The following is a 25,075-nucleotide window of genomic DNA, read 5'->3' as shown; positions in this document are numbered from 1 at the left end:
GATCCGTTCGAGGCGGCATCCGTCCGGGAGGCTCGTAGGATTTGGCCCGACGGCCCTGTCCAGCCCCGAGGAGGACGTACCGATGCCTATCGCCACACCCGAGGTCTACGCGGAGATGCTGGACCGGGCGAAGGCGAACGAGTTCGCATTTCCCGCCATCAACGTGACCTCTTCCGAGACGCTCAACGCCGCGCTGCGGGGCTTCGCCGAGGCCGAGAGCGACGGCATCGTCCAGGTCTCCACCGGCGGCGCGGAGTTCGCCTCCGGCACCAAGGTCAAGGACATGGTCACCGGGGCGGTCGCGCTCGCCGAGTTCGCCCACGTCGCCGCCGCGAGGTACCCGGTCAACATCGCGCTGCACACCGACCACTGCCCGAAGGACAAGCTGGACGGCTTCGTGCGGCCGCTGGTCGCGCTGTCCGCGGAGCGGGTCGCCGCCGGCAGGGAGCCGCTGTTCCAGTCGCACATGTGGGACGGCTCGGCCATCGACCTGGACGAGAACCTCGAGATCGCGGCCGAACTGCTGGACGCCACGGCCAAGGCGAAGATCATCCTCGAGGTCGAGATCGGTGTCGTCGGCGGCGAGGAGGACGGCGTCGCGCACGAGATCAACGAGAAGCTCTACACCGCCGACGGCGACTTCCTGAAGACGGTGGACGCGCTCGGCGCCGGCGAGAAGGGCCGCTACCTGCTGGCCGCGACGTTCGGCAACGTCCACGGCGTGTACAAGCCGGGCAACGTGCAGCTGCGCCCGGAGGTGCTCCGGCGCGGCCAGGCGGTCGCCGCCGAGAAGCTGGGCCTCACCGCCGGCTCGAAGCCGTTCGAGCTCGTGTTCCACGGCGGTTCCGGCTCGCTGCTGGAGGAGATCCACGAGGCGGTGTCGTACGGCGTGGTGAAGATGAACGTGGACACCGACACCCAGTACGCGTTCACCAGGCCCGTGGCGGCGCACATGTTCACCAACTACGACGGCGTGCTCAAGGTCGACGACGAGGTCGGGAACAAGAAGGCCTACGACCCGCGCAGCTACCTCAAGGCGGCGGAGCAGGGCATGGCCGCGCGCGTGACCCAGGCGTGCGAGCACCTGAAGTCGACGGGCCGGATGCTGGCGGGCTGACCGGCCGGGCTCGTCTCTCGGTTTCGGGCCGTCGGGCAGGATGGCGGTATGACGCTGCAAGAGAACCTGTTCGGCGGCCCGCCCGCGACGCGGCTGCCGGATCGCCCGGAGCCGCAGGACGCGATGGAGGCCGGCACCGAGCCGGCGAAGGTGGTCACGCGGTGGCCGGACTTCAGCGAGGGCTGGGCGGCGCTGTCCGAGCTCGCGCTGACGGAGAACAACCCGGTGGCCGCGTACGCCTACGCCCGTACCGGCTATCACCGGGGCCTGGACCAGCTGCGCCGGGCGGGCTGGAAGGGGCACGGCCCGATCCCCTGGTCCCACCGCCCGAACCAGGGCTTCCTGCGTGCCCTGGCCGCCCTGGCCCGTGCCGCGCAGGCCATCGGGGAGACCGCGGAGTACGACCGCTGCAGCCAGTTCCTGGCCGACTCCGACCCGGACGCCCCCGCACGGCTGGGCCTCGCCTAGCCCCGCGGTGGCGCGGGGTCAGCCGGCGGGGCGGTTGAGGATGCCCACCAGCAGGGAGTGGACGGCGGCGTGGTCGCGGGTGTCCACGAGCTTGCACACGCCGCCGCGCAGCCGGTACCACTCGTCGGCGCCCGCGTAGCGGACCTTCGCCGTCACCACGCCGGCACTGTCCACAGTGGTCCTCAGCTCCAGGTCGCCGGTCACGACGCCGACCTCTTCGGTCAGCACGCCGCCCTGACCGGCGACCAGTGGGGTGTTGTACGCGCTCAGCACGTCCCGAGCATGTCAGCCAGCGCGGCCTGCTCGGCCTCGTTCACGGTGAGCTCGTAGGTGAACTTGACGTGCGTGAACGCCGACGCGTACCGGCACCACTCCGACTCCAGCGGCGGCCGCCACGTCTCCGGCGTCTGGTCGCCCTTCGACTGGTTCACGTTGTCGGTCACCGCCCACAGCTGCGGCGAGTCCAGGTCGTTCGCGAAGACCTCGCGCTCCTCGATCGTCCACTCCGCGGCCCCGCTGCGCCACGCGGCGGCCAGCGGCACCATGTGGTCGATGTCCACGTCGCCCGTGTCGGTCCAGGTATCGCCGTCGTACGGGCTCGTCCAGCTGCCGGCCGTCGCCTCGCAGTCCTCGTCGACCTCGACGCCGTCGCCGTCGCGCTTCAGGACCTCGTCGCGGGTGTCGCACGTGCCCTCGACCGTCTCCCAGTGCGGGAACTCGTCCCGGTCGTAGCCGTCCATCGAGCCGTCCGGGGCGACGGTCAGCTGCTCCAGCTCGGACATCGCCGTCGCGGGATCCGGGATGTTCGGCGGGATCGCGATCGCCGAACCGCCGCCGTACACGATCGCGGCGCCCGCGCCGACCGCCAGGACGGCCGTGAAGACCCGCACTTTCCCCGACCTGCTGAACATGTGAAGTCGCCTCCGTGCTACAGATCACGTTGGAACGTCACCTGACTGTGCGGCACGAAGATGACCCGATCAATACCGAAGGGTAACTCTCGGTAGAAACCCTGGTGGGCTCGGCAAAATCCAGACGATCGTCTTCGTCTGAACGGCCGAACGCCCCGGAACCTCGATGGTCCCGGGGCGTCGGTTCCAGGCTCAGCAGTAGTACAGCATCCGGTACAGCTGGTCCTCCTCGGTCTCGTTGATCGTGAGCGAGTACCGGTACTTCACGTGGATCCACATCTTCGCGTAGGTGCACCAGTACGACGTCCGGTACGGCTTCCACGTGTCCGGGCCCTGGTCGCCCTTCGACTGGTTCACGTTGTCGGTCACCGCGATCAGCTGCGGGTACGACAGGTCGTTGGCGAACCGCTCGCGCTCGGCCGTGGTCCACGACGAGGCGCCGGTGCGCCACGCGTTCGCCAGCGGCACCATGTGGTCGATGTCCACATCGGACGAGTCGTACCAGGTCGCGCCGTCGTACGGGCTGTACCAGCGGCCCGAGGTGGCGGCGCACGACGAGTCGGTCTCGACGTCCGTGCCGTCCCGCCTGAGCACGGTCTCGCGGGTGTTGCAGTTGCCGGAGACCGTGGACCAGTGCGGGAACTTGTCGCGGTCGTAGCCGTCCATCGACCCGTCCGGGGCGACGTCGAGGTGGTACAGCTCGTAGCGGGCGGTCGACTCGCTGGGAATGTTGGGCGGGGTGGCGCTCGCCGGCGCCGAGACGACGACGGCGCCCGCTAGAGCGAGCATCGCCGAGGCGAGCAGGATTCCGGTCTTGCGCATGGCGCTACCTCCGTGGCAGGGATCACGGTTGCCAGTCCACTGTCGCGCACGAAGATGGCCAGGAGAAGGAGCGGTGTTGAACAGATTTCCGCGCCATAACGGGGAATGCGGCGGCGGGAACCCCTCGCGGTCCCGCCGCCGCATCCGTGTCGCGGCTACACCGGGCAGGGCGGGCGGTTCTCCGGCCGCGGGTCCGGCCAGTAGCCGAACCGCGGGTGACCCGGGCTGAGCAGGGCGGCGGTGCAGCCGCGCGACCGGATCGTCGCGTCCGGGTAACCCGTGCCGACCCGTAGGCCGGACAGGTCCTCCAGTTGGACGACCGGCTCGTCGAAGTACACGTGCTCCCGGTTCTTCGGCCGCACGCAGCCGGACGGCACGAAGCCCCACACGCCGTGGTCGGCGCCCGGGCGCGGCGCGCTGACCAGCGCGATCGAGCCGTCGGTGGTCAGGTACCGGAAGCTGACCTTCGACATGTCCAGGCCGGGCACCCGCTGCGCGGGGTCGACGACGTCCGGGGCGGCGGAGTGTCGCGTGTAGTTCAGCGACAGCACGCAGTCGGGCGTCGCCGCTAGGTGCACGCCGGTGCCGAACGTGATCCGCCGCCACCGGCCGTCGACCTCGCGCAGCGAGCGGAACGGGGCGTTGATCGCGCCGACCCAGTCGCGCCACCGGGCCTGGTCCGTGCCGCAGCGCTCGGGCACGCCGGCCAGGCCGCCGGGCCGGCTCGCCCTGGTCAGGTGGCCGCGCAGCACCCAGCCGACCGGCGTGGACATCGCGTGCCGCGGGGTGACGGCGATCCGCACCCACTCGCCGCAGTAGGCCCGCACCTTCGCGGGGTCGCCCTCGCGGGCGTTGGCGAGCACTAGCCGCGCGGGCGCGTCGCGGACCGTCGCGCGGTCGCTCGCGATCGTGTCGCTCGCGGCCGCGGGCTCGGGTGCGGCCGGCTCGGGTGCGGCCGAGATCGTCGGGGCGGTGGTGGCGGTGACCGCGATCAGCGCGGCGGTCAGCGCGATGGCGCGCAGCGGGCGCACGGTGACCTCCCGGTCCTCGGTGGTGTCCCGATCGCACCCGGACCGGCCGGCCGCGTCACGGACCGTTGCGCGCACGGGCAAGACGGGTGCACGCGGAGGTACACGCTGAGGTCAGCGGACCACCCGGAGGTCGTCCGTGTGCCGGTACCAGGTCCACCGATTGACCGACCGCGGATGAGCGACGCCGTCGTGCACCGGCGTCACCGGCTCGCCGCCGAACTGGACGGCGCGGCCGGTGACGGTGCTGACCTTGTTGCGCGGCAGGCCCTTCCGCACGATCCGCACGCGCAGGCCGAGCTCGGGGTCGGGCGTGACCTCGACGCGCCGCGCCGGCCCGCGCAGCGGAGTCGCGTCGTCGCAGTACACCGTGCCGCGCACCGCCGGGAGCACGCCGAGCCCGACGAGCACGCCGCCGTTGTCGTCGCGGACCAGCGGGAACGGCGCGACCCGCCCGTCGAGCGCGGCGGTGATGAGGTCCTTCGGCAGTTCCCACAGGCGCGCGACCGGCGAGCCCGGGTCGGTGGGGACGTAGCCGACGGGCACGTCGAGCCGTTCGATGCGCAGCAGCCGCACCACGATCGCGGCAAGGTCGGCATCACTCCCGTGGACCACGAGCTGACCCTCGGTCATTCCCTTGAGCAGCGGATCGACGTCGGATTTGCCCGGTGTGGCCGGTATCTCGTGCGCGCCGGATCCCGCGCGTGCCACGAGCTTTCGCCAGTCACCGCTGGTGACGGCCGCACCGCAACCCAACATCAATGCAGCCACGCGTGATCTCCTGGTCTACGCTCAATCACCGGCATTTCGCCTGTAAGAAACCGTCCTTGCGGAACCCGGGGAGTCTCACATGCCGGCCATCGTGCTCATCGGCGCCCAGTGGGGCGACGAAGGGAAGGGTAAGGCCACCGATCTGCTCGGCGAGCGGGTCCAGTGGGTGGTGCGGTACCAGGGCGGCAACAACGCCGGCCACACGGTCGTGCTGCCCGACGGGCAGGACTTCGCCCTGCACCTCATCCCGTCCGGGATCCTGACGCCGGGTGTCACCAACGTGATCGGCAACGGTGTGGTGGTCGACCCGGGGGTGCTGCTGGACGAGCTCGCCGGGCTGGAGAAGCGCGGCGTGGACACCTCACGGCTGCTGCTCTCCGCCGACGCACACTTGATCATGCCGTACCACGTGGCCATCGACAAGGTGACCGAGCGCTACCTGGGCAAGGCGAAGATCGGCACGACCGGCCGCGGCATCGGGCCTGCGTACCAGGACAAGGTGTCGCGCGTCGGGGTGCGCGTGCAGGACGTGCTGGACGAGAAGATCCTGCGGCAGAAGGTCGAGGCCGCCCTCGACGTGAAGAACCAGATCCTCGTGAAGGTCTACAACCGCAGGGCGCTCGACCCCGAGCAGGTCGTCGACTCCGTGCTGGAGGCGGGCGAGCGGTTCGGCAACCGGATCGCGGACACCCGGCTGCTGCTCAACGAGGCGCTCGAGCGTGGCGAGACCGTGCTGCTGGAGGGTTCGCAGGGGACGCTGCTCGACGTCGACCACGGCACCTACCCGTTCGTGACGTCGTCCAACCCGACCGCCGGCGGCGCGTCCGCGGGCTCGGGCATCGGCCCCACGCGCATCACGACCGTGATCGGGATCCTCAAGGCGTACACGACGCGGGTCGGCTCGGGCCCGTTCCCGACGGAGCTGCACGACGACATGGGCGAGCGACTGCGCAAGACGGGCGCCGAGGTCGGCGTGACCACGGGCCGCGCGCGCCGCACGGGCTGGTTCGACGCGGTCATCGCCCGCTATGCCGCACGGGTCAACGGGATCACCGACTACTTCCTCACGAAGCTGGACGTGCTGTCGGGCTTGGAGGCCGTTCCGGTGTGCGTGGGCTACAAGGTGAACGGCGAGACCGTGCACGACATGCCGATGACGCAGACGGACGTGCACCACGCGGTGCCGGTGTACGAGCAGCTGCCCGGCTGGTGGGAGGACATCTCGGCCTGCCGCTCGTTCGACGACCTCCCGGTGAACGCCCAGGCGTACGTGCACCGCCTCGAGGAGCTGTCGGGCACCCGAGTCTCGGCGGTCGGCGTGGGCCCCGGCCGCGACCAGACGATCGTCCGCCACCCGATGACCGGCTGACGCCTCCGGCCCCCGATTCCAGCCTAGCGACGAGGTCCGACAGTTCCGCGCTGTCCACAGGAACCCTTCCACAGCACCGAAATCGTCGGTCCCGACCCGTAAACTGGTGATCGGGGGCCGGAGGCCGCCCGTCAGGCGGCGGCGAGCTCGTCGTCGCGCTCGGCTACCGCGATGTCGGGGTTGTCGGTGAACAGGCCGTCGATCCCGGTGGCGCGGAACGCCTCGAGCTCCGCGAACAGGTCGCCGTACTCGGCCGGTGCCTCCGAGGACCGGAAGTCCGCCGGCAGGAACGTGTTCTCCGCGCGGAACGTGTACGGGTGCACCTCGAGCCCGGCCCGATGCGCGTCCCGCACGAGCGTCGTCGGCTCCAGCAGGAAGCCGGCGTCGTCGCGCGGGATGACCTGGTTCTTGTCCGGGCCCAGCCCGTCCGCGTACTCCGCCACGTCGCGCAGCCCCTCGGGGGTGACCATGTCCGCGTAGGTGCGCGGGTCACCGGTGTCCACGAAGTCGAACGGGGCGCCGGTCGCGCTCGTCAGCTGCACCAGCGGCACGCGCAGCTTCGGGTCGAGCTCCTGGAGGTTCGACACCTCGAACGACTGGACGAACACCTTGGCGCCACGCCGGTTCAGCCCGTTCCCGTTCAGAGTGGACACCAGCGCCGGCTCCAGCGCCAGGCCCTGCTCGCGGAAGTACGTGGGGTGCTTGGTCTCCGGGTAGATGCCGATCGGCCGGCGCAGCTCCCGCGACAGCCGCTTCGCCAGGTCGATGACCTCCTGGAAGGTCGGCACCTGGTAACGCCCGTCGAAGATCGTGTTGCGCTGGCGGATGTCCGGGATCCGCTCCTTGGCACGCAACGTCCGCAGCTCCGCCAGCGTGAAGTCCTCGGTGAACCAGCCCGTGGTCGCCACGCCGTCGAGCGACTTGGTCGTCTTGCGGTCGGCGAACTCCGGGTGCTCGGCGACGTCCGTGGTGCCGCTGATCTCCGGCTCGTGCCGGGCGACCAGCACGCCGTCCTTCGTGGTCACCAGGTCCGGTTCGATGTAGTCGGCGCCCATCCGCGCGGCCAGCTCGTAGGAGGCCAGGGTGTGCTCCGGCCGGTAGCCGGACGCACCGCGGTGGCCGACGACGGTGAACTCGGCACCGGTCTCGTGCCGCTGATCGGGTGCCCGGTCGGCGACCGCGGGCGCGGCACCCACCAGGGTCAGCGCCGCGGCCGCGGCGACGGTGACGCGTAGGAACTTCGATGTCATCACGTTCCTCCTTGGAAGACCTGGGCATCCTGTCCGAAGCTGGCGAACTGTGTGAGGCACGAAAGGTAACGGTGGGATAACGTAGCCGATCACTTCTGCGCGTAAGCAGTGACCGGTAAGTTGCGGATGGTGACGAGCTCGACGGAGCGCACCGACACCTCGAGCGCCTCGGAGGAGCCGGCCCGGGTCGGTGCCCAGGAGCGGCCGGACATCGACGTCGGCGAGCACGACGAGGAGCGGCCCGCACGGCGACTGAGCCGCCGTGTCGAGCTTGTCGTCTGGGCCACGTCGGTCGCGATCGCGCTGCTCGTGCTCAAGCAGGTCTTCCTGCCCTTCGCCAAGGGCAACCAGTACTACCTGGTGATCTTCCTCGCCGTCGCGCTGCCGCTGGTCTTCCTCTGCTACCGCCCGCGCGGCCGCCGCGTCCCGCCGGGCGAGGGCGCGCCGGACCGCGACGACCCCGGCCCGCTCGACTGGGCGTTCGCCGCGGTCGCGCTCCTGGTCGGCCTCTACCCCGTCCTGCCGCTCGCGATCGGCGACTTCGGCGGCGGGTACGACGCGTTCCTGGACCGGCAGGGTCTTCTGTCCACTTCGGACATCGTGGCCGGCACGCTGCTGCTGGTCCTCATCCTCGAGGCGACCCGACGCACCACCGGGCTGGTGCTCCCCGTGGTGTGCCTGGTGTTCCTGGCCTACTCCTACTACGGCGGCTACCTGCCGCCCGGCTGGAACATCGCGCACGCGGGCGTCGACTTCAGCCAGATCGTCAACGCGCTCTACAACGACCAGAGCGGCTTCTACGGCGTGCCTCTGGATGTCGCCGCGACTTATATCGTTCTGTTCACGATCTACGGCGCGGTGCTGGCGCAGTCCGGCGCCGGCACGTTCTTCGTGAACCTGAGCTTCGCGCTGTTCCGCCGTTCGCGCACCGCACCCGGCCGCACGGCCGCGATGTCCGGGTTCCTGCTCGGCACCGTGTCGGGCTCGGGCACCGCGACGACGGTCGGCCTGGGCGCGATCACCTGGCCGGTGCTGCGCAAGGCCGGCTACCCGCGGGAGAACGCGGGCGGCCTGCTCGCCGCGTCCGGCATCGGGGCGATCCTGTCGCCGCCGACCCTCGGCGCGGCGGCGTTCATCATCGCCGAGTACCTGGCGACGCCGTACCTGACCGTGCTGGTGTGGGCGATCGTGCCGACGCTGCTGTACTACCTGGGCATCGCGTTCGCGGTCGAGGCCGACGCCCGCCGGTTCGGCGCGAAGCACGTCGACATCGAGACCCAGCCGGTGCTGGGGTTGCTGCTGCGGGGCGGCTACCACTTCGTCTCGCTCGCGATCATCGTCGTGTTCCTCGCGCTGGACATCCCGCCGTTCACCGCGGTGGTCTACGCGAGCGGGGTCGCCGCGCTGTTCGCGTTGGTCGCTCGGATCGTCGGGGCCGCCGGTTCCGGCGAGGGGCTCGGCACCGCACTGCTCGCCTGGGTGCGCTCGATCGCGAACGCGCTCGCCGAGGGCATCCGCGGGGCGCTGCCGGTGATCGCGGTGTGCGCGGCGGCCGGCGTGATCACCTCGACGATCACCAAGACCGGGCTGGGCCAGGAGCTCGCCGCGGCCCTGGTGGACGCGGCGCGGGCGCTGGCCTCGAACCCGACCGTCGTGCTGATGCTGACCGTGGTGTTCGCGGCGGTCGCGGTGAGCGTGCTCGGCCTGGCGGTGCCGGTGACCGCGTCGTTCATCATCGCCTGGGTGGTGCTCGGGCCCGCGCTCGCCGACCTCGGGGTCGCGCCGCCCGAGGTCGCGATGTTCATCTTCTACTACGCGGTGCTCTCGGAGGTGACGCCGCCGACCGCGCTCGCCTCGGTCGCGGCGGCGGCGATCACCGGGGGCGCGGTGATGAGGACGATGTGGCAGACGTGGAAGTACACGCTGCCCGCGTTCCTCGTGCCGATCGCGTTCGTGCTCACCGACAACGGCTCGGCCCTGCTGCTGCAGCAGCCACTTGGCACGACGCTGTGGGTGGTGCTGGTGTCCGCGCTCGGCGTCGCCGCGCTCGCCGTGCTCACCGGCGGCTGGCTGTTCGGCCCGGCGCGGTGGCCGGAGCGTTCGCTGTGCGCCGCGGCCGCGCTGCTGCTGCTCTATCTGCAACCGCTGTCCATCGCGATCGGTGTCGGTTTGTTCGCCGTCGCGGTCGCCGTCCATCTCCTCACGCGTTCCCGGGAAACCGTTGAAGGACAAGGAGTCTGACCATGCGTGCCTTGACCATGCGAGCACAGCGGATCGTCGCCGGCGTCGTCGCCGTAGGGCTGGTCGCGGCCGGCTGCGGCGGCAAGCGCCCGACCGAGTCGGCCGACTCCGGGTCGGGTGGCTGCGAGGCCGCCGAGGGCCGGGTCACGATCGCGACCGGCAACACGGGCGGTGTCTACTACACGCTCGGCGGCGGGCTGGCGCAGCTGATCAGCGACGAGACACCGATCAAGGCCAGCGCCGCGGAGACCGGTGCCTCGGTGCAGAACATCCAGCAGCTGGTGACCGGCGACTACGACATCGCGTTCTCACTCGCCGACTCCGCCGCGGACGCCGTCGAGGGCAAAGGCGGCTTCGAGGGCGAGAAGCAGGACATCACCGCGCTGGCCCGGATCTACTCGAACTACACGCAGGTCGTGGTGCGTGCGGACAGTGGTATCGAGTCGGTCGCGGACATGAGGGGCAAGAAGATCTCGACCGGGTCACCGAAGTCGGGCACCGAGGTGATCGCGAACCGTCTGCTGGAGGCGGCCGGCCTGGACCCGGCGTCGGACGTCTCGGCGCAGCGGCTCGCGCTGCGGCAGACCGTGGACCAGATGAAGACGGGCCAGATCGACGGCTTCGTGTGGTCGGGTGGGCTGCCGACGCCGGAGGTCACGGACCTGACGACGTCGATGAAGGACGGCGTGCGGTTCGTCGACATCACCGGCCTGCTGCCGCAGCTGCGGGAGATCAACCCGGTGTACGAGGAGGGCACGCTGCCGGCCGACACCTACGGGCTGGCCGAGGACGTGCCGTCGGTCGTGGTGCCGAACGTCCTGCTGGTCCGCAGCGACTTCCCCGACGGCGACGCGTGCGCGATCACCAACCTGATCTTCGACCAGAAGGGCGAGCTGGCGAAGGTGCACAAGGCCGCCAACGAGCTCGACCGCGAGACGGCCGTCGAGACCGACCCGGTCCCACTGCACCCGGGCGCGAAGGAGGCCCTGGGCACCGACTGACGCCGTCCACAGCCCCGCTCCGCGCGACCCAGAACTGTCAGTCCCCGCGAATAGACTGGAACGCGGGGGCCCCCGCGAGTCCGGAGTTGTCCACAGGTCTCAGCGTCGGCGGCCGTCCGTGTCGGCGCCCGCCGATACGCTGGAATCCGGGGGCCGGAGGCCACCGGTCGGGCGTGCGGCAACTACTCTGTTTGCTCGTGCGTGTCCTGGTCATCGGTTCCGGCGCGCGCGAGCACGCCCTGGTGCTCGCGCTGTCCCACGACCCAGCGGTCGTCGCGCTGGCGTGTGCGCCGGGCAATGCCGGCACCGCGGCACTCGCCGAGTCCTACGGCGTGGACGTCGCCGACCCGGCGTCGGTGGCGGACCTCGCCGTGGAGTGGCGTGCCGACCTGGCCGTGATCGGCCCGGAGGTGCCGCTGGTCGCCGGCGCCGCGGATGCCGTGCGCGCCAGGGGAATCGCGTGCTTCGGCCCCTCCGCCGCCGCGGCGCGCATCGAGGGCTCGAAGGCGTTCGCGAAGGACGTGATGGCGGCGGCGGGCGTGCCGACCGCGCACAGCGAGATGGTCGACAACCCCGCGAAGCTGGACGCCGCGCTGCGCCACTTCGGCCCGGTGTGGGTCGTGAAGGACGACGGGCTCGCGGCCGGCAAGGGCGTCGCGGTCACCGACGACCTGGCGGCGGCCCGGTCGCACGCGATGACGCTGCTCGACGGCGGGCACCCGGTGCTGCTGGAGACGTTCCTCGACGGTCCCGAGGCGTCGCTGTTCTGTCTGGTGGACGGGACCACGGTCGTGCCCTTGTTGCCGGCACAGGACTTCAAGCGCGTCGGCGACGGGGACGCGGGCCCGAACACGGGCGGGATGGGTGCGTACGCGCCGCTGCCGTGGGCACCACCGGGCCTGGTCGACGAGGTCGTGGCGAAGATCGTCCAACCGGTGGCCGCCGAGCTGGCCGGGCGGGGCACGCCGTTCACCGGCCTGCTGTACGCGGGTCTGGCGCTGACCGCCTCGGGCGCGCAGGTGATCGAGTTCAACTGCCGCTTCGGCGACCCGGAGACGCAGGTCGTGTTGTCCCTGCTGCAAACCCCGCTGGCGCGTCTGCTGCACGCGACGGCGACCGGCGGGCTGTCCTCGCACCCGGCGCTGGAGTGGTCCGACGGCGCCGCGGTGACCGTGGTGATCGCCGCGGAGGGCTACCCCGGCTTCGCGCGCTCGGGCGACGTGATCACGGGCGCTGAGGCGGACGGCGTCCTCCACGCGGGCACCCGCCGCCGCGACGACGGCGCGATCGTGTCGGCGGGCGGTCGTGTCCTGTCGGTGGTCGGTTCCGGCGCGTCCCTGCCGGACGCGCGCGAGGAGGCGTACCGCAAGGTGGCGGCCGTGCACCTGGCCGGATCCCACCATCGAACGGACATCGCGCTGCGGGCCGTGCGGGGCGAGATAACGGTGGTCTGAGGTTCAACCGATCAGCGGAACCACGACTCGGTTTTCTTCGCCAGAGTTCAAGTTGGTCATACCTTGACTTGGTAGCCTGCGGAGCGGGACGGGTCAGTCACAACCAGTGGGGAGCGTCGGGGATGCAGATCATGGGCGACTTCGGCCGCGGCATCAACGAGGTCTTCCGCCAGGTGGACGCCGCGACCAAGGGCGTCACCTCCGGCACCTTCACGGTGAACCAACACAACGTCCTGGCCGCCGCCCGAATAATAGAATCCCAAGCCGACGCCTTGATGGATACATGGAAGAACGCACGCCGCGACATGAACATCGAACCGCCCGGTTCGGACGACGTGAGCATGCGGATCGCTCCGGCCTGGAACGACCGTCTGGTCTCCGATGAGGACTCGTACGCCAACCGCGTGGGAGCGTACATCACCGGGCTCAAGAAGCTCGCAGTTCAGCTTGGTGACACCGCGAAGGCGTACGGATTCACCGAGGACCAGATCGAAGCCGCATTCAGGGGAAAATAGTGCGCGTCCGTACCGCACTGATCACGATCACCGGCGTGATCACTCTCGCGCTGGCCGCCGGCTGTACCGACAGCACCGATGGTGTCGCCACACCGGGAGGCCAGGACGGCCCGGGCACCGAGGAGCCGGGGCCCACGGGTGATCCGGCGGAGTCGGAGTCCAGCACCGAGCCGACGGTCGAGATTCCTCCGCGGCCGGAGGACTTGTCCCTTGACGGGGTCAAGCCGTGCTCGCTGTTCACCAAGGCTCAGCTGACCCAGCTCGAGATCACCGATCCTCCCACTCCCAAGACGTCGAGCGGGTACTTCGAGGCACCGGGGTGTGATCTTGAGATCGCCACAGTCGAGACGTTTCGCAGCTACGAGGTACTGACCGTCACCGAAGAGGGAATCGGACCGTGGCTCAGCGGCAAGCGCAACGTGGAAGCCGAGTTGAGCGAGGTTGCCGGCTTTCCGGCCGCGACCTACTGGCTGCGTGGTGCCGAGGGAAACCAGGCCATGGACTGCGCCACGGCGATCGACGTCGCCGAAGGCCAGCAGCTCATGGTGACCGCCGACAACGATGCGAACCGCAGCTTCGCCCTTGACCAGTTGTGCCAGATGGCCGAGAACGCGGCCGGTATGGCGATCCAGACCTTGCAGACGGTGAGGTGAGGAGTTATGGACGGGGACCACGGACTCAACGACCTACGCTTCGACGGGTACTCCAACGAGGAACTCGCCACGCAGGTGAACGGCCTGCGTGACGGGTCCGGGGCCAGCACGCTGCACAATGCTGTCGGTGCCCTCGTCGGCCTGGCCGAAGGGCTCGCCGAGACCGACCGGACGCTGCGGGAGCAGCTGCGGGAGATCGGCGTGACCTGGCAGGGTGAGGCGGCCAGGGAGGGGACCGGCGCCACCGAGAACGCCACCATCTACGCCGACGAGGCCACCAGTCCCGTGCGGGACTCCGCGAAAGAGGTCGACTCCCAGGGCGCCGTCTTCGCCAACACCCGCAACAGCGCGCCCGAGTCCGGCGTCCTGCTCGGCCCCACCGAGGAGAGCCTCGGCGACAAGGTCGCCGGCTTCTTGGGCCACACCACCGACCACGCCAGAGACGTCCGCGCCACCAACGCGGCCCGCGACCAGGCCATCGACGGCCTCAACGGTTACCAGCAGACCAGCGCCAGCGCCCTCGCGAGCTCCCAGGCACTCCCCGTCCCGCCCGGGATGAACCTCATCGCGCAGCCCGTGGAGCAGCGGATCGGCGCCACGGGGGTCCCGGGCATCGGCCCCGGCGGCGGGCCCGGGCTGGCCGGTGGCGGGCCGGGTGCAGGAGCCTCGCCGTTGCCCATCGGTGGTGGTGGTGGCCTGCCGCCCGGAGGAGGGTTTGCGAACCCCGGGCCCACCGCCGGCATCGGGCCGATCAGCCAGGCCGGTCAGGTGCCCACCGCGCCCGGCGTCGGTGGCCTGCGGGCGCCGATCGGCCCGCTCGCGATGGCCGAGGCCGCCGCGGTCATGGGGGCCGGCGGCGCGGGCGGCGCCGGTGCGGGTGCACAGGGCGAGCGCGCGACCCGCGGTGGCGGTGCCGGTGCGAAGGCGCCGCTCAAGGGCGGCACGCCGATCGGTGCCGCACCCGACGATGAGGCCCGCGCGGCCCGCAACGCAGAGCGGTTCGGCGCGCGGACCGGCCGTCCGGCCACCTCGATCATGCAGCCGGCCGCCGCCGGCCACCGTGGCGAGGGCGAGGACGACAAGGAGCACGTGCGCCGCTACGGCATCGACTCCGATGACGTCTTCGAGGACGACCGGGTGGTGGCCCCGGAGTCGATCGGCGACGAGGACGACCGTCCTTGACCGCTCGCGGGACAGTCGTTCTCTCGACCCTCGAGTTCGACGTGCTCTGGGAACGCGAACGGTTGCCGGGCAAGCACGAGGCGCTCGGCGTGCCCAGCCCGGGCAAGACGCACACCGAACGCGCCCAGCTCGTGGCCGAGGTGCTCGACGCGCTCCAGCAGCGCGGGCTCTCCGACGGCGAGCGCGCGGTGCCGGAGCTCGCCGACCAGCTCAACCTCCTCGCCCACCCGCAGGTCTGCCTCGACAGCTGGGTCTGGGCCGACCACCGGATCTCCGCCCTCGCCGTCCTGTCCGGCAACACCGCGCTGCTCGCCGCGATCGACGGGCCCGAGGTCTGGCTGATCCCCGCCCGGGAGACCGCGCTCCCGGAGGCCGCCGTGTCCGTCGCGGGCGATGTGCCGGCCGGGCCCGGCTGGTCGGTGAGTGTGCCGACCGCCGCGCTGCTGGCCGCCGACAAGGAGGCGAACGGCGACAAGCGCGAGCTCAGCGCCGCCCTGAGGCGCAAGGGTGTCGGCAACTCCGATGCCAAGACGCTCGCCGACATGGTGGGCGGGATGGGCCTGCGCGGCCAGTTCGGCGCCACCCGCCTGCAGCGCGACGGCCGCATGGTCCGCGCCGACCGCGTCGTCTCCTTCCACGACACCGACTACGGCCGGTACGTGTACCTCGTCAAGCCCAACAACGACGGCCAGGCGTGGAGCACGATCACGCCGGCCGACAACCAGCGGATCGCCACCTGCGTGCAGGAGCTGCTCGACGAGATCTGACGCGATCCCGGACGCCGGGGCGAGCCGGGAACCACGGGGCGGGCGATGCCGTCGGAAAACCTGGCGCAAGAGGGGTGGAGATGGCGACGTACAACACCGACGCGATCAACGCGTGCATGCAGAAGGCGCAGGACTACAAGCCCAAGTTCGGCGAGATCGCCGACACCTTCCCGCAGGTCTGCTCGGTGCCCACCGCCTACGGCACGCTGCCCAGCTCCGCGGCGCTGTCCAGCGCGGTCGACGCGCTCAACGGCATGCTCAACACCGAGTTCGGCGCCGCCGAGAGCCGGCTGGACGGCGTGGCCCGCGCGCTCGACGCGGTGTCGCGGACGGTCGGCGACACCGACCAGGCGCACGCCGACGCCATGACGCAGCGAGTCTGAGAGAGGACGGGACCGTGACTGCGGCCGAGACCCTGGCGGGCTACGCGGGCGGTGAGGCCGTCGCGACCGCCGCCGCGAAGGTCGCCGAGGCGGACGGCGGCGCCATCACCGAGGCGGCCACCCGGCTGTCCGAGGCGGCCACCAACGCCGGTACGTACGGCGGCGAGGTCAACAACGGCGTCACCCAGCTCGACGCGGCGTGGGAGGGTGGCTCGGCGGACGCCTTCGTGGCCTACATGGGCAAGTTCGCCAAGGCCGGCACGGACATCGGCTCCGCGATGAACGACGCCGCGACCGCGCTCGGCGACGTGGCCGGGGCGCTCGACGACGCCAAGCACTACATCTCCACCCGCTGCGATCAGGCCCTGCGCGAGATCAGGTCCTGGAAGCACGAACACCCGCAGGCCACCCAGGCACAGCTCGACGAGTACACCGAGGGCGTCTGCTCCGGGGTCGCCGGCGACATCAACGCGCACCTGCGCGGCACCGAGCAGACGCTGGCCGGTGCGCTCGGCAAGGTCAACGGCGCCAAGACGCCCGCGTCCACCTTCTCCCTGCTCGCCGAGCCGAGCAGCCAGCCGTTCACCCCGCACCCCGGTCAGCCCGTCCAGTGGACGCCGACCCCGGAGCAGGAGACCACGCCGGCCGGCACGAGCGAGCAGCCCCAGCCGGCGGCGAACACGTCGAGCGGCAACGGTTCCGGCGGCGACTCGGGTGGCTCCGGCAGTGGTTCCAGCGGCGGCGACAGCGGTGGTGCCGGCGGGAGCTACGCCGGTCCGTCCAGCGGTGGCCCGCCCGCCGGTGGCCCGCCTCCGGGCAACGTGCAGGAGTGGATCAGGCAGGCCATCGAGGAGCTGCGCAAGCAGGGCATCAACGTCTCCGAGGCCGACGCCCAGCGCATCTGGCAGATCATCCAGCACGAGTCCGGCGGCAACCCGCACGCGATCAACAACTGGGACTCCAACGCCGCCAAGGGCACGCCGTCCAAGGGCCTGATGCAGACCATCGACCCGACGTTCGACTCCTACAAGCTGCCCGGCATGAACGACATCTGGAACCCGGTCCACAACATCTGCGCCGGGGTGAACTACGCGATCTCCCGCTACGGCTCGCTCGCCAACGTGCCCGGCATCGAGGCCACCGAGAGCGGCGGCGGATACGTCGGTTACTGACGATCCGCCCAGCTCTCGAGACGCGGGCGGCGGGCCGTGATGTCAGGCTGACCTCATGCGAGAGCGTCAGCTGACGGTCGCCGGGCGGGCGTCGATCCCGCCGTTCCACGTGATGGACGTGCTCTCCGCGGCGAACGCCCGGCAGCGGGCGAAGGGGGACGTGGTGTCGCTGGCCGCCGGGCAGCCGTCGGCCGCGGCGCCCCGCGTCGTGCTGGCGGCGGCCGCCGGGGTGCTCGACGGCCGGCCCCTCGGCTACACCGAGCAGCTCGGCATCCCGGAGCTGCGCGAGGCCATCGCCGGCCACTACGAGCGCCGGTACTCGCTGCCGGTCGAGCCGGGCGACGTCGTGGTCACGACCGGCTCGTCGGGCGGCTTCCTGCTGAGCTTCCTGGCCGCGTTCGACGCCGGTGACCGGGTCGCGCTGGCCCGGCCCGGCTACCCGGCCTACCGCAACATCCTCTCGGCGCTGGGCTGCGAGGTCGTCGAACTGCCGTGCGGCCCGCGGACCGGTTTCCAGCCGACCGTGGCGATGCTCGACGAGGCCGGTCGGATCGACGGCCTGATCGTCGCGAGCCCGGCGAACCCGACCGGCACCATGCTCGCCGCCAGTGAGCTGGCCGCGATCGCCGGCTGGTGCGCCGAGCACGGCGTGGCCTTGGTGAGCGACGAGATCTATCACGGGATCCACTACGGGAGCGACGATCCCGCGTCGGCGTGGCAGTTCTCGCGCGAGGCCGTGGTGGTCAACTCGTTCTCGAAGTACTTCGCGATGACCGGCTGGCGGCTCGGTTGGCTGCTCGTGCCGGGCCGGCTGCACCGCGCGGTCGACTGCCTGACCGGCAACTTCACGATCTGCCCGCCGACCCTGTCCCAGCACGCCGCGGTGGCCGCCTTCGACGCGTACGACGAGCTGGACGCGCACGTGGCGACCTACCGGCGCAACCGCGACGAGCTCGCGGCCGGCCTGCGCTCGCTCGGCATCGACCGCCTGGCCCCGATGGACGGCGCGTTCTACGTCTACGCCGACGTCGCCCACCTGACGACGGACTCGATGAGCTTCTGCCAGCGGCTGCTCGCCGACACGGGGCTCGCGATCGTGCCGGGCATCGACTTCGACCCGGCGCGGGGCAACCATTTCGTCCGCATGTCGTTCGCCGGCCCGCCCGCGGACATCCCGGAGGCGTTGCGCCGTCTCGGTTCGTGGCTCGAACCCTGAGGGGTCTTCCCCGATGTGGGTCACCTGCCGCTCTGGTTCACTGGACAGGGAACCGCCGAGGAGCGCGAATCGTTCACCTGGCGAGGCCATCGGGGCCACCTCGGGAGGGGACTTCTGATGCTGTTGAAGATCATCGGCGCGATCGTCGTCATCTGGCTGGCGTTCGCGGTGCTCGGCGTCGTGTTCAAGGTGCTGGGCACCCTGCTGGTCATCGGCGCCGTGATCACCGTGGGCGCCATCGGCTACGCGGCCATCAAGGGCGCGTCGAACCGCAAGCAGATCCGCTAGCACCCCTCACGAGCCAGGGCTACGACCGCAGCCTCGCGATGCGGTCGAGCGCCTCGCGGATGTCGGCGGCCGAGATGTCGCGGTGCGTGATGAAGCGGACCCTGCCGGACATCGGCACTGTGCGCACTCCGACCTGTTCGAGCGTTCTGATCATCAACGCGACATCGGGCGCGAACGCCAGCACGATGTTGGTCTCCGGGCGGTTGACCTCCCAGCCGAGGCCCGCCAGCCCGGACGCCAACGTCGTGGCGTTCACGTGATCGGTCACCAGCGAGGGGATCCGTTCCAGCGCGACCAGCCCGGCCGCCGCCAGCACCCCGCCCTGCCGGACCCCGCCACCGAGCATCTTGCGCACCCGGCGAGCCTCCTCGACGAACGCCGCCGACCCCGCGACCAGCGAGCCCACCGGCGCGCCCAGCCCCTTCGACAGGCACACCTGCACGGTGTCCACCCCGACCGTGAGCGCGGCCGGCGGTATCTCGAGAGCCACCGACGCGTGCCACAGCCGCGCGCCGTCGAGGTGCACGCGCAGGCCGACGTCGCGCGCGGTGGCCACCAGCTTCGCGTGCTCGTCCGGCGGCGTGACCACCCCGCCCGCCGCGTTGTGCGTGTTCTCCAGGCACAGCAGCGTCGTGCGCAGCGCGTAGTACGGCCCGCCGCTCCCGCCCGCGGCCCGCACCGCCTCAGCCGGGATGTGCCCGGGCCGGTCGCTCCACTCGATCGGCTCCGGCATGCCGCCGGAGAGCCATGAGCCCGCGCCGAGCTCGTTGTCCAGCACGTGCGCGCCGCGCGAGGCGAGGAATCGGTCGCCCCGGTTCAGGTGCACGATCAGCGCGATCACGTTGCCCATCGACCCGCTTGGCACCCACAGCGCGGCCTCGACGCCTAACAGGTCCGCGGCCCGCTCTTCGAGCTTGCGCATCGTCGGGTCGCGGTCCAGGACGTCATCACCCACCTCGGCGGCGGACATCGCGAGCCGCATGGCCTCGTCCGGCTGGGTGACCGTGTCCGAACGAAGATCGATCTGCTTCGTGTATGTCACGATCCGATCACACCACATGGCGGGACAGGCATCCTCAGGGGCACCTCGGGCGTCTATGGGGGTGGCGTGAATCTCGACTGACGGTCCATGCAACCGTGGACACCGCAAGTTCCGTCCACCGGGTGCAGACGACGAGCGGAGAGAGTCCGCGTGGAAGAGCGCGACGAGCAGGACTTCGCGGAGTACTTCGTGGCGCGGCGTGATGCCGTGCGGCGTTCCGCGTACCTGCTCTGCGGTGACTGGCACCGCGCGGACGACCTCGCGCAGACCGCGTTCGTCGCGTTGCACCGGAGATGGCGCAAGATCCGGGACCGTGGGGCCCTGGACGCCTACGTACGCAGGACTCTGGTGCGCGCGGTGATCGACGAGTCCCGGCGCCCGTGGCGGCGGGAACGGTTCGTCGACGAGCTGCCCGAGGTGGCGCACCCGGACGGTGAGGTCGGCAACGTGGTCGCCACGCGGGCGGTGCTGCTCGACGGTCTGCGGCGGGTGCCACCCCGGCAACGGGCGGTGCTCGTGCTGCGGTTCCTCGAGGGACTCGACGTCGCGGCGACGGCCGAGGCGCTCAAGTGCTCCGAGGGCACGGTGAAGAGCCAGACGGCCCGGGGGCTGACCGCGTTGCGGGAGGCACTCGGGGACACCGCCGACGACCTCAAGTCGGCGATGTAGACGGTCGGTGTGGACGGGCACTGTGGACGGGAACGGTAGACGGGAGGTGGATGTCGATGGACGAGCGCAGGCTGGCCGAGCTGCTGCGTGAGGTGGTCGCCGACACGCCGCCCCCGTCGTTCGACCAGAACGACGTCGCGCGCGAGTCGGAACGCCAGCGAGTCCGCCGGCGGAACGGCATGCTCACAGGTTCCGCCTTTGGTGTGGTGCTCCTGGCGAGCGCGACGGCGCTCGGCGTGGCATTGTGGACAGGGCCCCATTCGGCTCAACCAGCAAATGAAGCGGACACCGCGGCTGCATCCGGTAACGGAAGCGCTGGTCCGTACGAGTTACCTCAAGAGGACAGTGCCGATGCTCCGAAAGCGGAGCGTGGCAATGTTCCCCATAGCGCCCCCTCGGAGTCGCGTAAGCAGGGACGCCCTTCGAGCGGGGATGCCGGGCCTGCGGGGCCCGGCAGCACCCCTAGTGGGTGCGAAAAGGCGGACCGGGAGCTCGCTGCTGCCCTCGCGGGCGAGCTCCCGGCCGCCGCAAATGCCAGGGCCGTCGATGCTCTGCCGGTCGAGTTGAGCTGTCCCGAAGATTCGCGCGGCGCCATGTACCGCCTCGTCGACGACGGACGGCCAGGCACCGTTTCGGCGGTGATCGTGCAGCCGGACATCACGCCACCCGAATGGAACGTTCCGTTCGGCACCCAGCGTGCGGAGGCCGTCATGGACGACGGTCGGACGGTCGCGGTGCTCAGCGAGCCTCGGGCGGACCGCGAGCCCGCCCCGTTCGGCGACGAGGTGCAACAGGTTGCCAACGAGATCGCCCGGAAACTCTGATCCGAGCACCGACCTGGCACGATATGCCCGGATGACGGCTGCCAGCACACCCAAGGGCGAGCGCCGCCGCCAGGCACTGGTCGAGGCCGCGACGGAGCTCCTGGTGGAGCGCGGCTTCGACGCGGTCCGCCACCGAGCGGTGGCCGAGCGTGCCGGGCTGCCACTCTCCTCGACCACCTACTACTTCGTGTCGCTCGACGAGCTCGTCGTCGCCGCCGTCGAGCAACACGGGCGCGCCGAGCTGATCCGGGGTGCCGCGATGCTCGCCGCGCTGCCGGCCCAGCCGCGCGGCGTCGACTCGGTCATCGACCTCGTGCTCGACCAGTTGCTGGGTCCGCCGGCCGGGGACCGGGACGCCGAGCTGGTGCTGTTGCGCTACGAGCGCCTGGTCGCCACCTTCCGCCGGCCCTATCTGCGTCCGCTCATGCACACGCTCGGCGCCGAGCTGCGCGGCCTGCTGCTCCAGGTCTTCACCAGGTCCGGCATCGACGTCGACGCGCGCCGGGTCGAGCACCTCATCGCCCTGGTCGACGGGGCCGTGGTCAACGCGCTGATCGAGATCGACCCGGACCCGCGCGGGGTCGCCCGCCGCATGCTGTGGGAGTCCCTCGCGCCCTGAGGACGGTCCGGGCCTCGGTAAGCTGGGCAAACGTGACGTCCAAGCCCCGCATCGCCAACGTCCTCGCCGACCGCTACGCCTCCGCCGGGCTCGCGGAGATCTGGTCCGCCGAGCACAAGATCACGCTCGAGCGGCGGCTCTGGATCGCGGTCCTGCGGGCACAGGCCGACCTCGGCGTGCCGGTCGACGAGTCGGTGATCGCGGACTACGAGCGGGTCGTCGACGACGTGGACCTGGCGTCGATCGCGGCGCGGGAGCGGGTCACGCTGCACGACGTGAAGGCGCGGATCGAGGAGTTCAGCGCGCTCGCCGGGCACGAGCAGATCCACCAGGGCATGACCTCCCGCGACCTCACGGAGAACGTCGAGCAGCTGCAGATCCGCGACTCGCTCGTGCTGGTGCGTGCCCGCGTCGTCGCGATGCTCTCCCGGCTCGCCGCGCTCGCCGCCGAGCACGCCGACCTCGTCATGGCCGGCCGCTCGCACAACGTCGCCGCGCAGGCCACCACTCTCGGCAAGCGGTTCGCGTCCGCCGCCGAGGAGCTGCTCGTCGCGTTCGGGCGGCTGGACAACCTGGTCGAGCGCTACCCGCTGCGCGGGATCCAGGGCCCGGTCGGCACCGCGCAGGACATGCTCGACCTGCTCGGCGGCGATGTGTCCAAACTGGACGAACTGCAGCACCGGGTCGCGCGGCACCTGGGCGTCACCACGGTGTTCGACTCGGTCGGCCAGGTCTACCCGCGCTCACTCGACTACGACGTCGTGTCCACGCTCGTCCAGGTCGCCGCGGCGCCGTCGGGCCTGGCCAGGACGATCCGGCTGATGGTCGGCCACGAGCTCGCGACCGAGGGTTTCCGCCCCGGCCAGGTCGGCTCGTCGGCCATGCCGCACAAGATGAACACCCGTTCCAGCGAGCGGGTCAACGGGTTCGCCGTGATCCTGCGCGGCTACGCGTCGATGACCGGCGAGCTGGCCGGCGACCAGTGGAACGAGGGCGACGTGTCGTGCTCGGTGGTACGCCGGGTCGCGCTGCCGGACGCGTTCTTCGCACTCGACGGCCTGATCGAGACGTTCCTGACCGTCCTCGACGGCTTCGGCGCCTACCCCGCGGTGATCGCCCGCGAGCTCGACCGGTACCTGCCGTTCCTCGCCACCACCAAGGTCCTCATGGCGCTCGTCCGCGCGGGTGTCGGCCGGGAGACCGCACACGAGGCGATCAAGGAGCACGCGGTCGCCGTCGCGCTCGCCATGCGTGAGCAGGGTCAGGAGCGCAACGACCTGCTCGACCGCCTGGCCGCCGACCCGCGGATCCCGCTCGACCGGGCCCGCCTCGACGAGCTGGTCGCGGACCGGTTGTCGTTCACCGGTGTGGCGGGAGCGCAGGTCGCGGCCGTGGTCAAGCGGGTCGGCGAGGTGGTCGGCCGGTTCGGGGACGCGGCGGGATATTCACCGGCGGCCATCCTGTAGCGCCCGATACCGTTGTCCCCGTGGCGACCGTATCCGCGTTGTACTACTACCCGGTCAAGGCCTGTGCCGGCGTGTCGGTGCCGCGCCTCGACGTCGTGGCGACCGGCCCGGCGCACGACCGTACGTTCATGTTCGTCTCGCCCGAAGGCACCTTCCTCAGCCAGCGCCGGACCCCGCGGCTCGCGATCGTCCGGCCGGACCTCGTGCACGACGGCAGCAAGCTCACGCTGTCCGCGCCCGGCCGGCCGGACGTGACCGTGGACGTGCGCTCGGACGGGCCGCGCCGGCCGGTGACCGTGCACGCCTGGCACGGGTTCGGCGTCGACCAGGGCGACGACGCGGCGGAGTGGGGCAGCGCGGTGCTCGGCGAGCCGGTGCGCCTGGTGCGGGTGCCGCCAGACCACGAGCGGCGGGTCGACGAGCGGCACGGCCCGATCGGCTTCTCCGACTCGACGCCGCTGCACCTCACCTCGCTGTCCTCTTTGGACGAACTGAACGCGCGGATCCTCGAGCGTGGCGCCGAACCGGTGCCGATGGCCCGGTTCCGGCCGAACATCGTGGTGACCGGCCTGCCCGCGCCGTTCGCCGAGGACGACCTGCGCGCGTTCGGGCTCGGCGGCACGCGGCTGCGCTGGGTCAAGCCGGACGTGCGCTGCAAGGTCACGATGGTCGACCAGGACACCGGCGAGAAGGCCGGCCCGGAGCCGATCCGCACGCTGGCGACGTTCCGCCGCGACCCGGACGGCGGCGTCACGTTCGGCATCAAGCTCGCCGTCGACACCCCCGGAACCATCGCGGTGGGCGACCCGATCGACAGCTAGCCCAGCTGTCCACAACCCGCCGACTTGTCCACACCGATCCCGTGACCACGCCTTTTGTCAGCCTCTCCCGGTAGGCTGGCACGTGAGGGTGGCCCCCGGGACAGGGTGGGGCTTACGTTTCTTGCGTTCCGCACGCGCGTGCGCGCGGGGGTGGTCGGCCAGACTGGACCAATGAGCTACGACTGGATCTCGTTCACGACCGACTACGGCATCGATGACGGGTTCGTCGCGGCGTGCGAGGGAGTCATCGCCCGGATCGCGCCCGGGCCGCGCGTGCTGCACGTCAGCCACACCGTGCCACCGCAGGACGTCCGCCGCGGGGGCGCGATCCTCGCGCAGGCGGTGCCCTACCTGCCCCCGTCCGTGCACCTCGCGGTGGTCGACCCGGGCGTGGGCACCGACCGGCGCGGCGTCGTCCTCGTCACCGCCGAGGGGCTGCTGATCGGACCGGACAACGGCCTGCTCATCCCGGCCGCGGAGATGCTCGGCGGGATCCGCGCCGCGCACGAGCTGAGCGAGCCGGCGTACCGGCTCTCCCGCGTCTCGGCGACGTTCCACGGCCGCGACGTGTTCGCGCCGGCCGCCGCGCACGTCGCCGCCGGTATCGCGCCGGAGAACTTCGGCGCAGCGCTCGACGTCCACACGCTCGTCCGCCTGCCGGAGCCGGAAACCCTGGTGGAGCAGGGAAAGCTGACCTCGGAGATCCTGGCCGTGGACAGCTTCGGCAACATCCAGCTCGCCGCCACCGGCGCCGACCTCGACGCCGCCGGTGCCACGCCGGGCACCACGGTGCACGCCAACCTCGGCGGCCGCTCGGTCAACGCGACGGTCGGCCGCGCCTTCGCCGAGGCCGGGCCGGACACGCTGCTCGTCTACGTCGACTCCGCCGGCCGGGTCGCGCTCGCGATCGACCGCGGCTCGGCGGCGACGGACTTCAGCGCCGCACCCGGTGAGCAGGTGCTGCTCCTGTTCGCGCGGCCCGGCTAGGTTTCGCCCGGCCGGTGGCCGTGGGTCACCTCGGCGTCA

27 protein-coding genes are annotated in these 25,075 nt (G+C 71.3%); 20 read left to right on the top strand and 7 right to left on the bottom strand.

Annotated elements, in window-relative coordinates:
• Window positions 1-82: 82 nt before the first annotated feature.
• Both fbaA and ACRDTB_RS17485 read left to right on the top strand, forming a co-directional pair.
• On the top strand, window positions 83-1,117 hold the full coding sequence (gene fbaA / locus ACRDTB_RS17490) for a class II fructose-bisphosphate aldolase (RefSeq protein WP_431431510.1): 1,035 nt from the start codon (window positions 83-85) through the stop codon (window positions 1,115-1,117).
• A gap of 48 nt (window positions 1,118-1,165) precedes the next feature.
• Entirely contained in the window at window positions 1,166-1,585 is a 420-nt protein-coding gene (locus tag ACRDTB_RS17485) for a DUF3151 domain-containing protein (protein WP_431431509.1), read from the top strand.
• An 18-nt stretch (window positions 1,586-1,603) separates the two neighbouring features.
• On the opposite strand, the gene ACRDTB_RS17480 is transcribed toward ACRDTB_RS17485, so the two are convergent.
• From ACRDTB_RS17480 to ACRDTB_RS17460, 5 genes are all read right to left on the bottom strand, one after another.
• Window positions 1,604-1,858, bottom strand: coding sequence for a hypothetical protein (locus ACRDTB_RS17480; RefSeq protein WP_431431507.1), 255 nt, complete (start codon window positions 1,856-1,858; stop codon window positions 1,604-1,606).
• The gene (locus ACRDTB_RS17475; RefSeq protein ID WP_431431505.1) at window positions 1,852-2,496 is read right to left on the bottom strand and encodes a GmrSD restriction endonuclease domain-containing protein; all 645 of its coding nucleotides are present in this window, start codon (window positions 2,494-2,496) and stop codon (window positions 1,852-1,854) included. Before ACRDTB_RS17475 ends, ACRDTB_RS17480 begins: the two co-directional genes overlap by 7 nt.
• A gap of 192 nt (window positions 2,497-2,688) precedes the next feature.
• Window positions 2,689-3,285 carry a GmrSD restriction endonuclease domain-containing protein gene (locus ACRDTB_RS17470; protein WP_431431533.1) on the bottom strand — a complete coding sequence of 199 codons (597 nt, stop codon included), beginning with the start codon at window positions 3,283-3,285 and terminating at the stop codon, window positions 2,689-2,691.
• 188 nt (window positions 3,286-3,473) lie between these two features.
• Complete coding sequence (locus ACRDTB_RS17465; RefSeq protein WP_431431504.1) at window positions 3,474-4,424, bottom strand: hypothetical protein; 951 nt, start codon at window positions 4,422-4,424, stop codon at window positions 3,474-3,476.
• Between the two features lie 36 nt (window positions 4,425-4,460).
• Window positions 4,461-5,117, bottom strand: coding sequence for a hypothetical protein (locus ACRDTB_RS17460; RefSeq protein ID WP_431431502.1), 657 nt, complete (start codon window positions 5,115-5,117; stop codon window positions 4,461-4,463).
• A gap of 79 nt (window positions 5,118-5,196) precedes the next feature.
• Here ACRDTB_RS17460 and ACRDTB_RS17455 point away from each other — a divergent pair, with 79 nt between their 5' ends.
• Window positions 5,197-6,486, top strand: a complete 1,290-nt coding sequence (locus tag ACRDTB_RS17455; RefSeq protein ID WP_431431500.1) for an adenylosuccinate synthase — start codon at window positions 5,197-5,199, stop codon at window positions 6,484-6,486.
• Between the two features lie 131 nt (window positions 6,487-6,617).
• On the opposite strand, the gene ACRDTB_RS17450 is transcribed toward ACRDTB_RS17455, so the two are convergent.
• The gene (locus tag ACRDTB_RS17450; RefSeq protein WP_431431499.1) at window positions 6,618-7,736 is read right to left on the bottom strand and encodes a glycerophosphodiester phosphodiesterase; all 1,119 of its coding nucleotides are present in this window, start codon (window positions 7,734-7,736) and stop codon (window positions 6,618-6,620) included.
• Window positions 7,737-7,862: 126 nt separating this feature from the next.
• On the opposite strand from ACRDTB_RS17450, the gene ACRDTB_RS17445 reads away from it, so the two are divergent.
• The 11 genes from ACRDTB_RS17445 to ACRDTB_RS17395 all read left to right on the top strand — a co-directional run bounded on the left by ACRDTB_RS17445 (window position 7,863) and on the right by ACRDTB_RS17395 (window position 18,608).
• Window positions 7,863-9,977: a TRAP transporter permease gene (locus tag ACRDTB_RS17445; RefSeq protein WP_431431530.1), complete on the top strand. Its 2,115-nt coding sequence runs from the start codon at window positions 7,863-7,865 to the stop codon at window positions 9,975-9,977.
• A gap of 2 nt (window positions 9,978-9,979) precedes the next feature.
• Window positions 9,980-10,978 (top strand): TAXI family TRAP transporter solute-binding subunit, encoded by a 999-nt coding sequence (locus ACRDTB_RS17440; protein WP_431431497.1) that lies wholly within the window; start codon window positions 9,980-9,982, stop codon window positions 10,976-10,978.
• 197 nt (window positions 10,979-11,175) lie between these two features.
• Window positions 11,176-12,432 (top strand): phosphoribosylamine--glycine ligase, encoded by a 1,257-nt coding sequence (gene purD / locus ACRDTB_RS17435; RefSeq protein ID WP_431431496.1) that lies wholly within the window; start codon window positions 11,176-11,178, stop codon window positions 12,430-12,432.
• Window positions 12,433-12,554: 122 nt separating this feature from the next.
• Window positions 12,555-12,947 carry a hypothetical protein gene (locus ACRDTB_RS17430; RefSeq protein WP_431431495.1) on the top strand — a complete coding sequence of 131 codons (393 nt, stop codon included), beginning with the start codon at window positions 12,555-12,557 and terminating at the stop codon, window positions 12,945-12,947.
• A 35-nt stretch (window positions 12,948-12,982) separates the two neighbouring features.
• Window positions 12,983-13,600 (top strand): DUF3558 domain-containing protein, encoded by a 618-nt coding sequence (locus ACRDTB_RS17425; RefSeq protein ID WP_431431494.1) that lies wholly within the window; start codon window positions 12,983-12,985, stop codon window positions 13,598-13,600.
• Window positions 13,601-13,606: 6 nt separating this feature from the next.
• Window positions 13,607-14,782: a PPE domain-containing protein gene (locus tag ACRDTB_RS17420; protein WP_431431493.1), complete on the top strand. Its 1,176-nt coding sequence runs from the start codon at window positions 13,607-13,609 to the stop codon at window positions 14,780-14,782.
• Window positions 14,779-15,549, top strand: a complete 771-nt coding sequence (locus tag ACRDTB_RS17415; RefSeq protein WP_431431491.1) for an ESX secretion-associated protein EspG — start codon at window positions 14,779-14,781, stop codon at window positions 15,547-15,549. The genes ACRDTB_RS17420 and ACRDTB_RS17415 overlap by 4 nt, the downstream gene beginning before the upstream one ends.
• Window positions 15,550-15,629: 80 nt before the next feature.
• A complete protein-coding gene (locus ACRDTB_RS17410; protein WP_431431490.1) occupies window positions 15,630-15,932 on the top strand; it encodes a hypothetical protein in 303 nt (100 codons plus the stop codon).
• Between the two features lie 14 nt (window positions 15,933-15,946).
• The gene (locus ACRDTB_RS17405) at window positions 15,947-17,104 is read left to right on the top strand and encodes a transglycosylase SLT domain-containing protein (RefSeq protein ID WP_431431489.1); all 1,158 of its coding nucleotides are present in this window, start codon (window positions 15,947-15,949) and stop codon (window positions 17,102-17,104) included.
• Between the two features lie 55 nt (window positions 17,105-17,159).
• Complete coding sequence (locus ACRDTB_RS17400) at window positions 17,160-18,320, top strand: pyridoxal phosphate-dependent aminotransferase (RefSeq protein WP_431431488.1); 1,161 nt, start codon at window positions 17,160-17,162, stop codon at window positions 18,318-18,320.
• 117 nt (window positions 18,321-18,437) lie between these two features.
• On the top strand, window positions 18,438-18,608 hold the full coding sequence (locus tag ACRDTB_RS17395; protein ID WP_431431487.1) for a hypothetical protein: 171 nt from the start codon (window positions 18,438-18,440) through the stop codon (window positions 18,606-18,608).
• Window positions 18,609-18,627: 19 nt separating this feature from the next.
• On the opposite strand, the gene ACRDTB_RS17390 is transcribed toward ACRDTB_RS17395, so the two are convergent.
• Window positions 18,628-19,650, bottom strand: coding sequence for a threonine aldolase family protein (locus ACRDTB_RS17390; protein ID WP_431431486.1), 1,023 nt, complete (start codon window positions 19,648-19,650; stop codon window positions 18,628-18,630).
• 150 nt (window positions 19,651-19,800) lie between these two features.
• Between ACRDTB_RS17390 and ACRDTB_RS17385 the strand changes: the two genes are divergently transcribed.
• From ACRDTB_RS17385 to ACRDTB_RS17360, 6 genes are all read left to right on the top strand, one after another.
• Window positions 19,801-20,319, top strand: coding sequence for a SigE family RNA polymerase sigma factor (locus ACRDTB_RS17385; RefSeq protein WP_431431485.1), 519 nt, complete (start codon window positions 19,801-19,803; stop codon window positions 20,317-20,319).
• 56 nt (window positions 20,320-20,375) lie between these two features.
• Entirely contained in the window at window positions 20,376-21,143 is a 768-nt protein-coding gene (locus ACRDTB_RS17380) for a hypothetical protein (RefSeq protein WP_431431483.1), read from the top strand.
• 31 nt (window positions 21,144-21,174) lie between these two features.
• The gene (locus ACRDTB_RS17375; RefSeq protein WP_431431482.1) at window positions 21,175-21,762 is read left to right on the top strand and encodes a TetR/AcrR family transcriptional regulator; all 588 of its coding nucleotides are present in this window, start codon (window positions 21,175-21,177) and stop codon (window positions 21,760-21,762) included.
• 32 nt (window positions 21,763-21,794) lie between these two features.
• Window positions 21,795-23,228, top strand: a complete 1,434-nt coding sequence (gene purB, locus ACRDTB_RS17370) for an adenylosuccinate lyase (RefSeq protein WP_431431481.1) — start codon at window positions 21,795-21,797, stop codon at window positions 23,226-23,228.
• Between the two features lie 20 nt (window positions 23,229-23,248).
• On the top strand, window positions 23,249-24,049 hold the full coding sequence (locus ACRDTB_RS17365) for an MOSC domain-containing protein (RefSeq protein ID WP_431431480.1): 801 nt from the start codon (window positions 23,249-23,251) through the stop codon (window positions 24,047-24,049).
• A gap of 171 nt (window positions 24,050-24,220) precedes the next feature.
• Window positions 24,221-25,036 (top strand): SAM hydrolase/SAM-dependent halogenase family protein, encoded by an 816-nt coding sequence (locus ACRDTB_RS17360; RefSeq protein WP_431431479.1) that lies wholly within the window; start codon window positions 24,221-24,223, stop codon window positions 25,034-25,036.
• Window positions 25,037-25,075: the final 39 nt, after the last annotated feature.

Source organism: Actinophytocola sp. (genome assembly GCF_050699935.1).
GTDB lineage: Bacteria > Actinomycetota > Actinomycetes > Mycobacteriales > Pseudonocardiaceae > Actinophytocola.
This window is presented reverse-complemented; position numbering and strand designations above follow the sequence as displayed.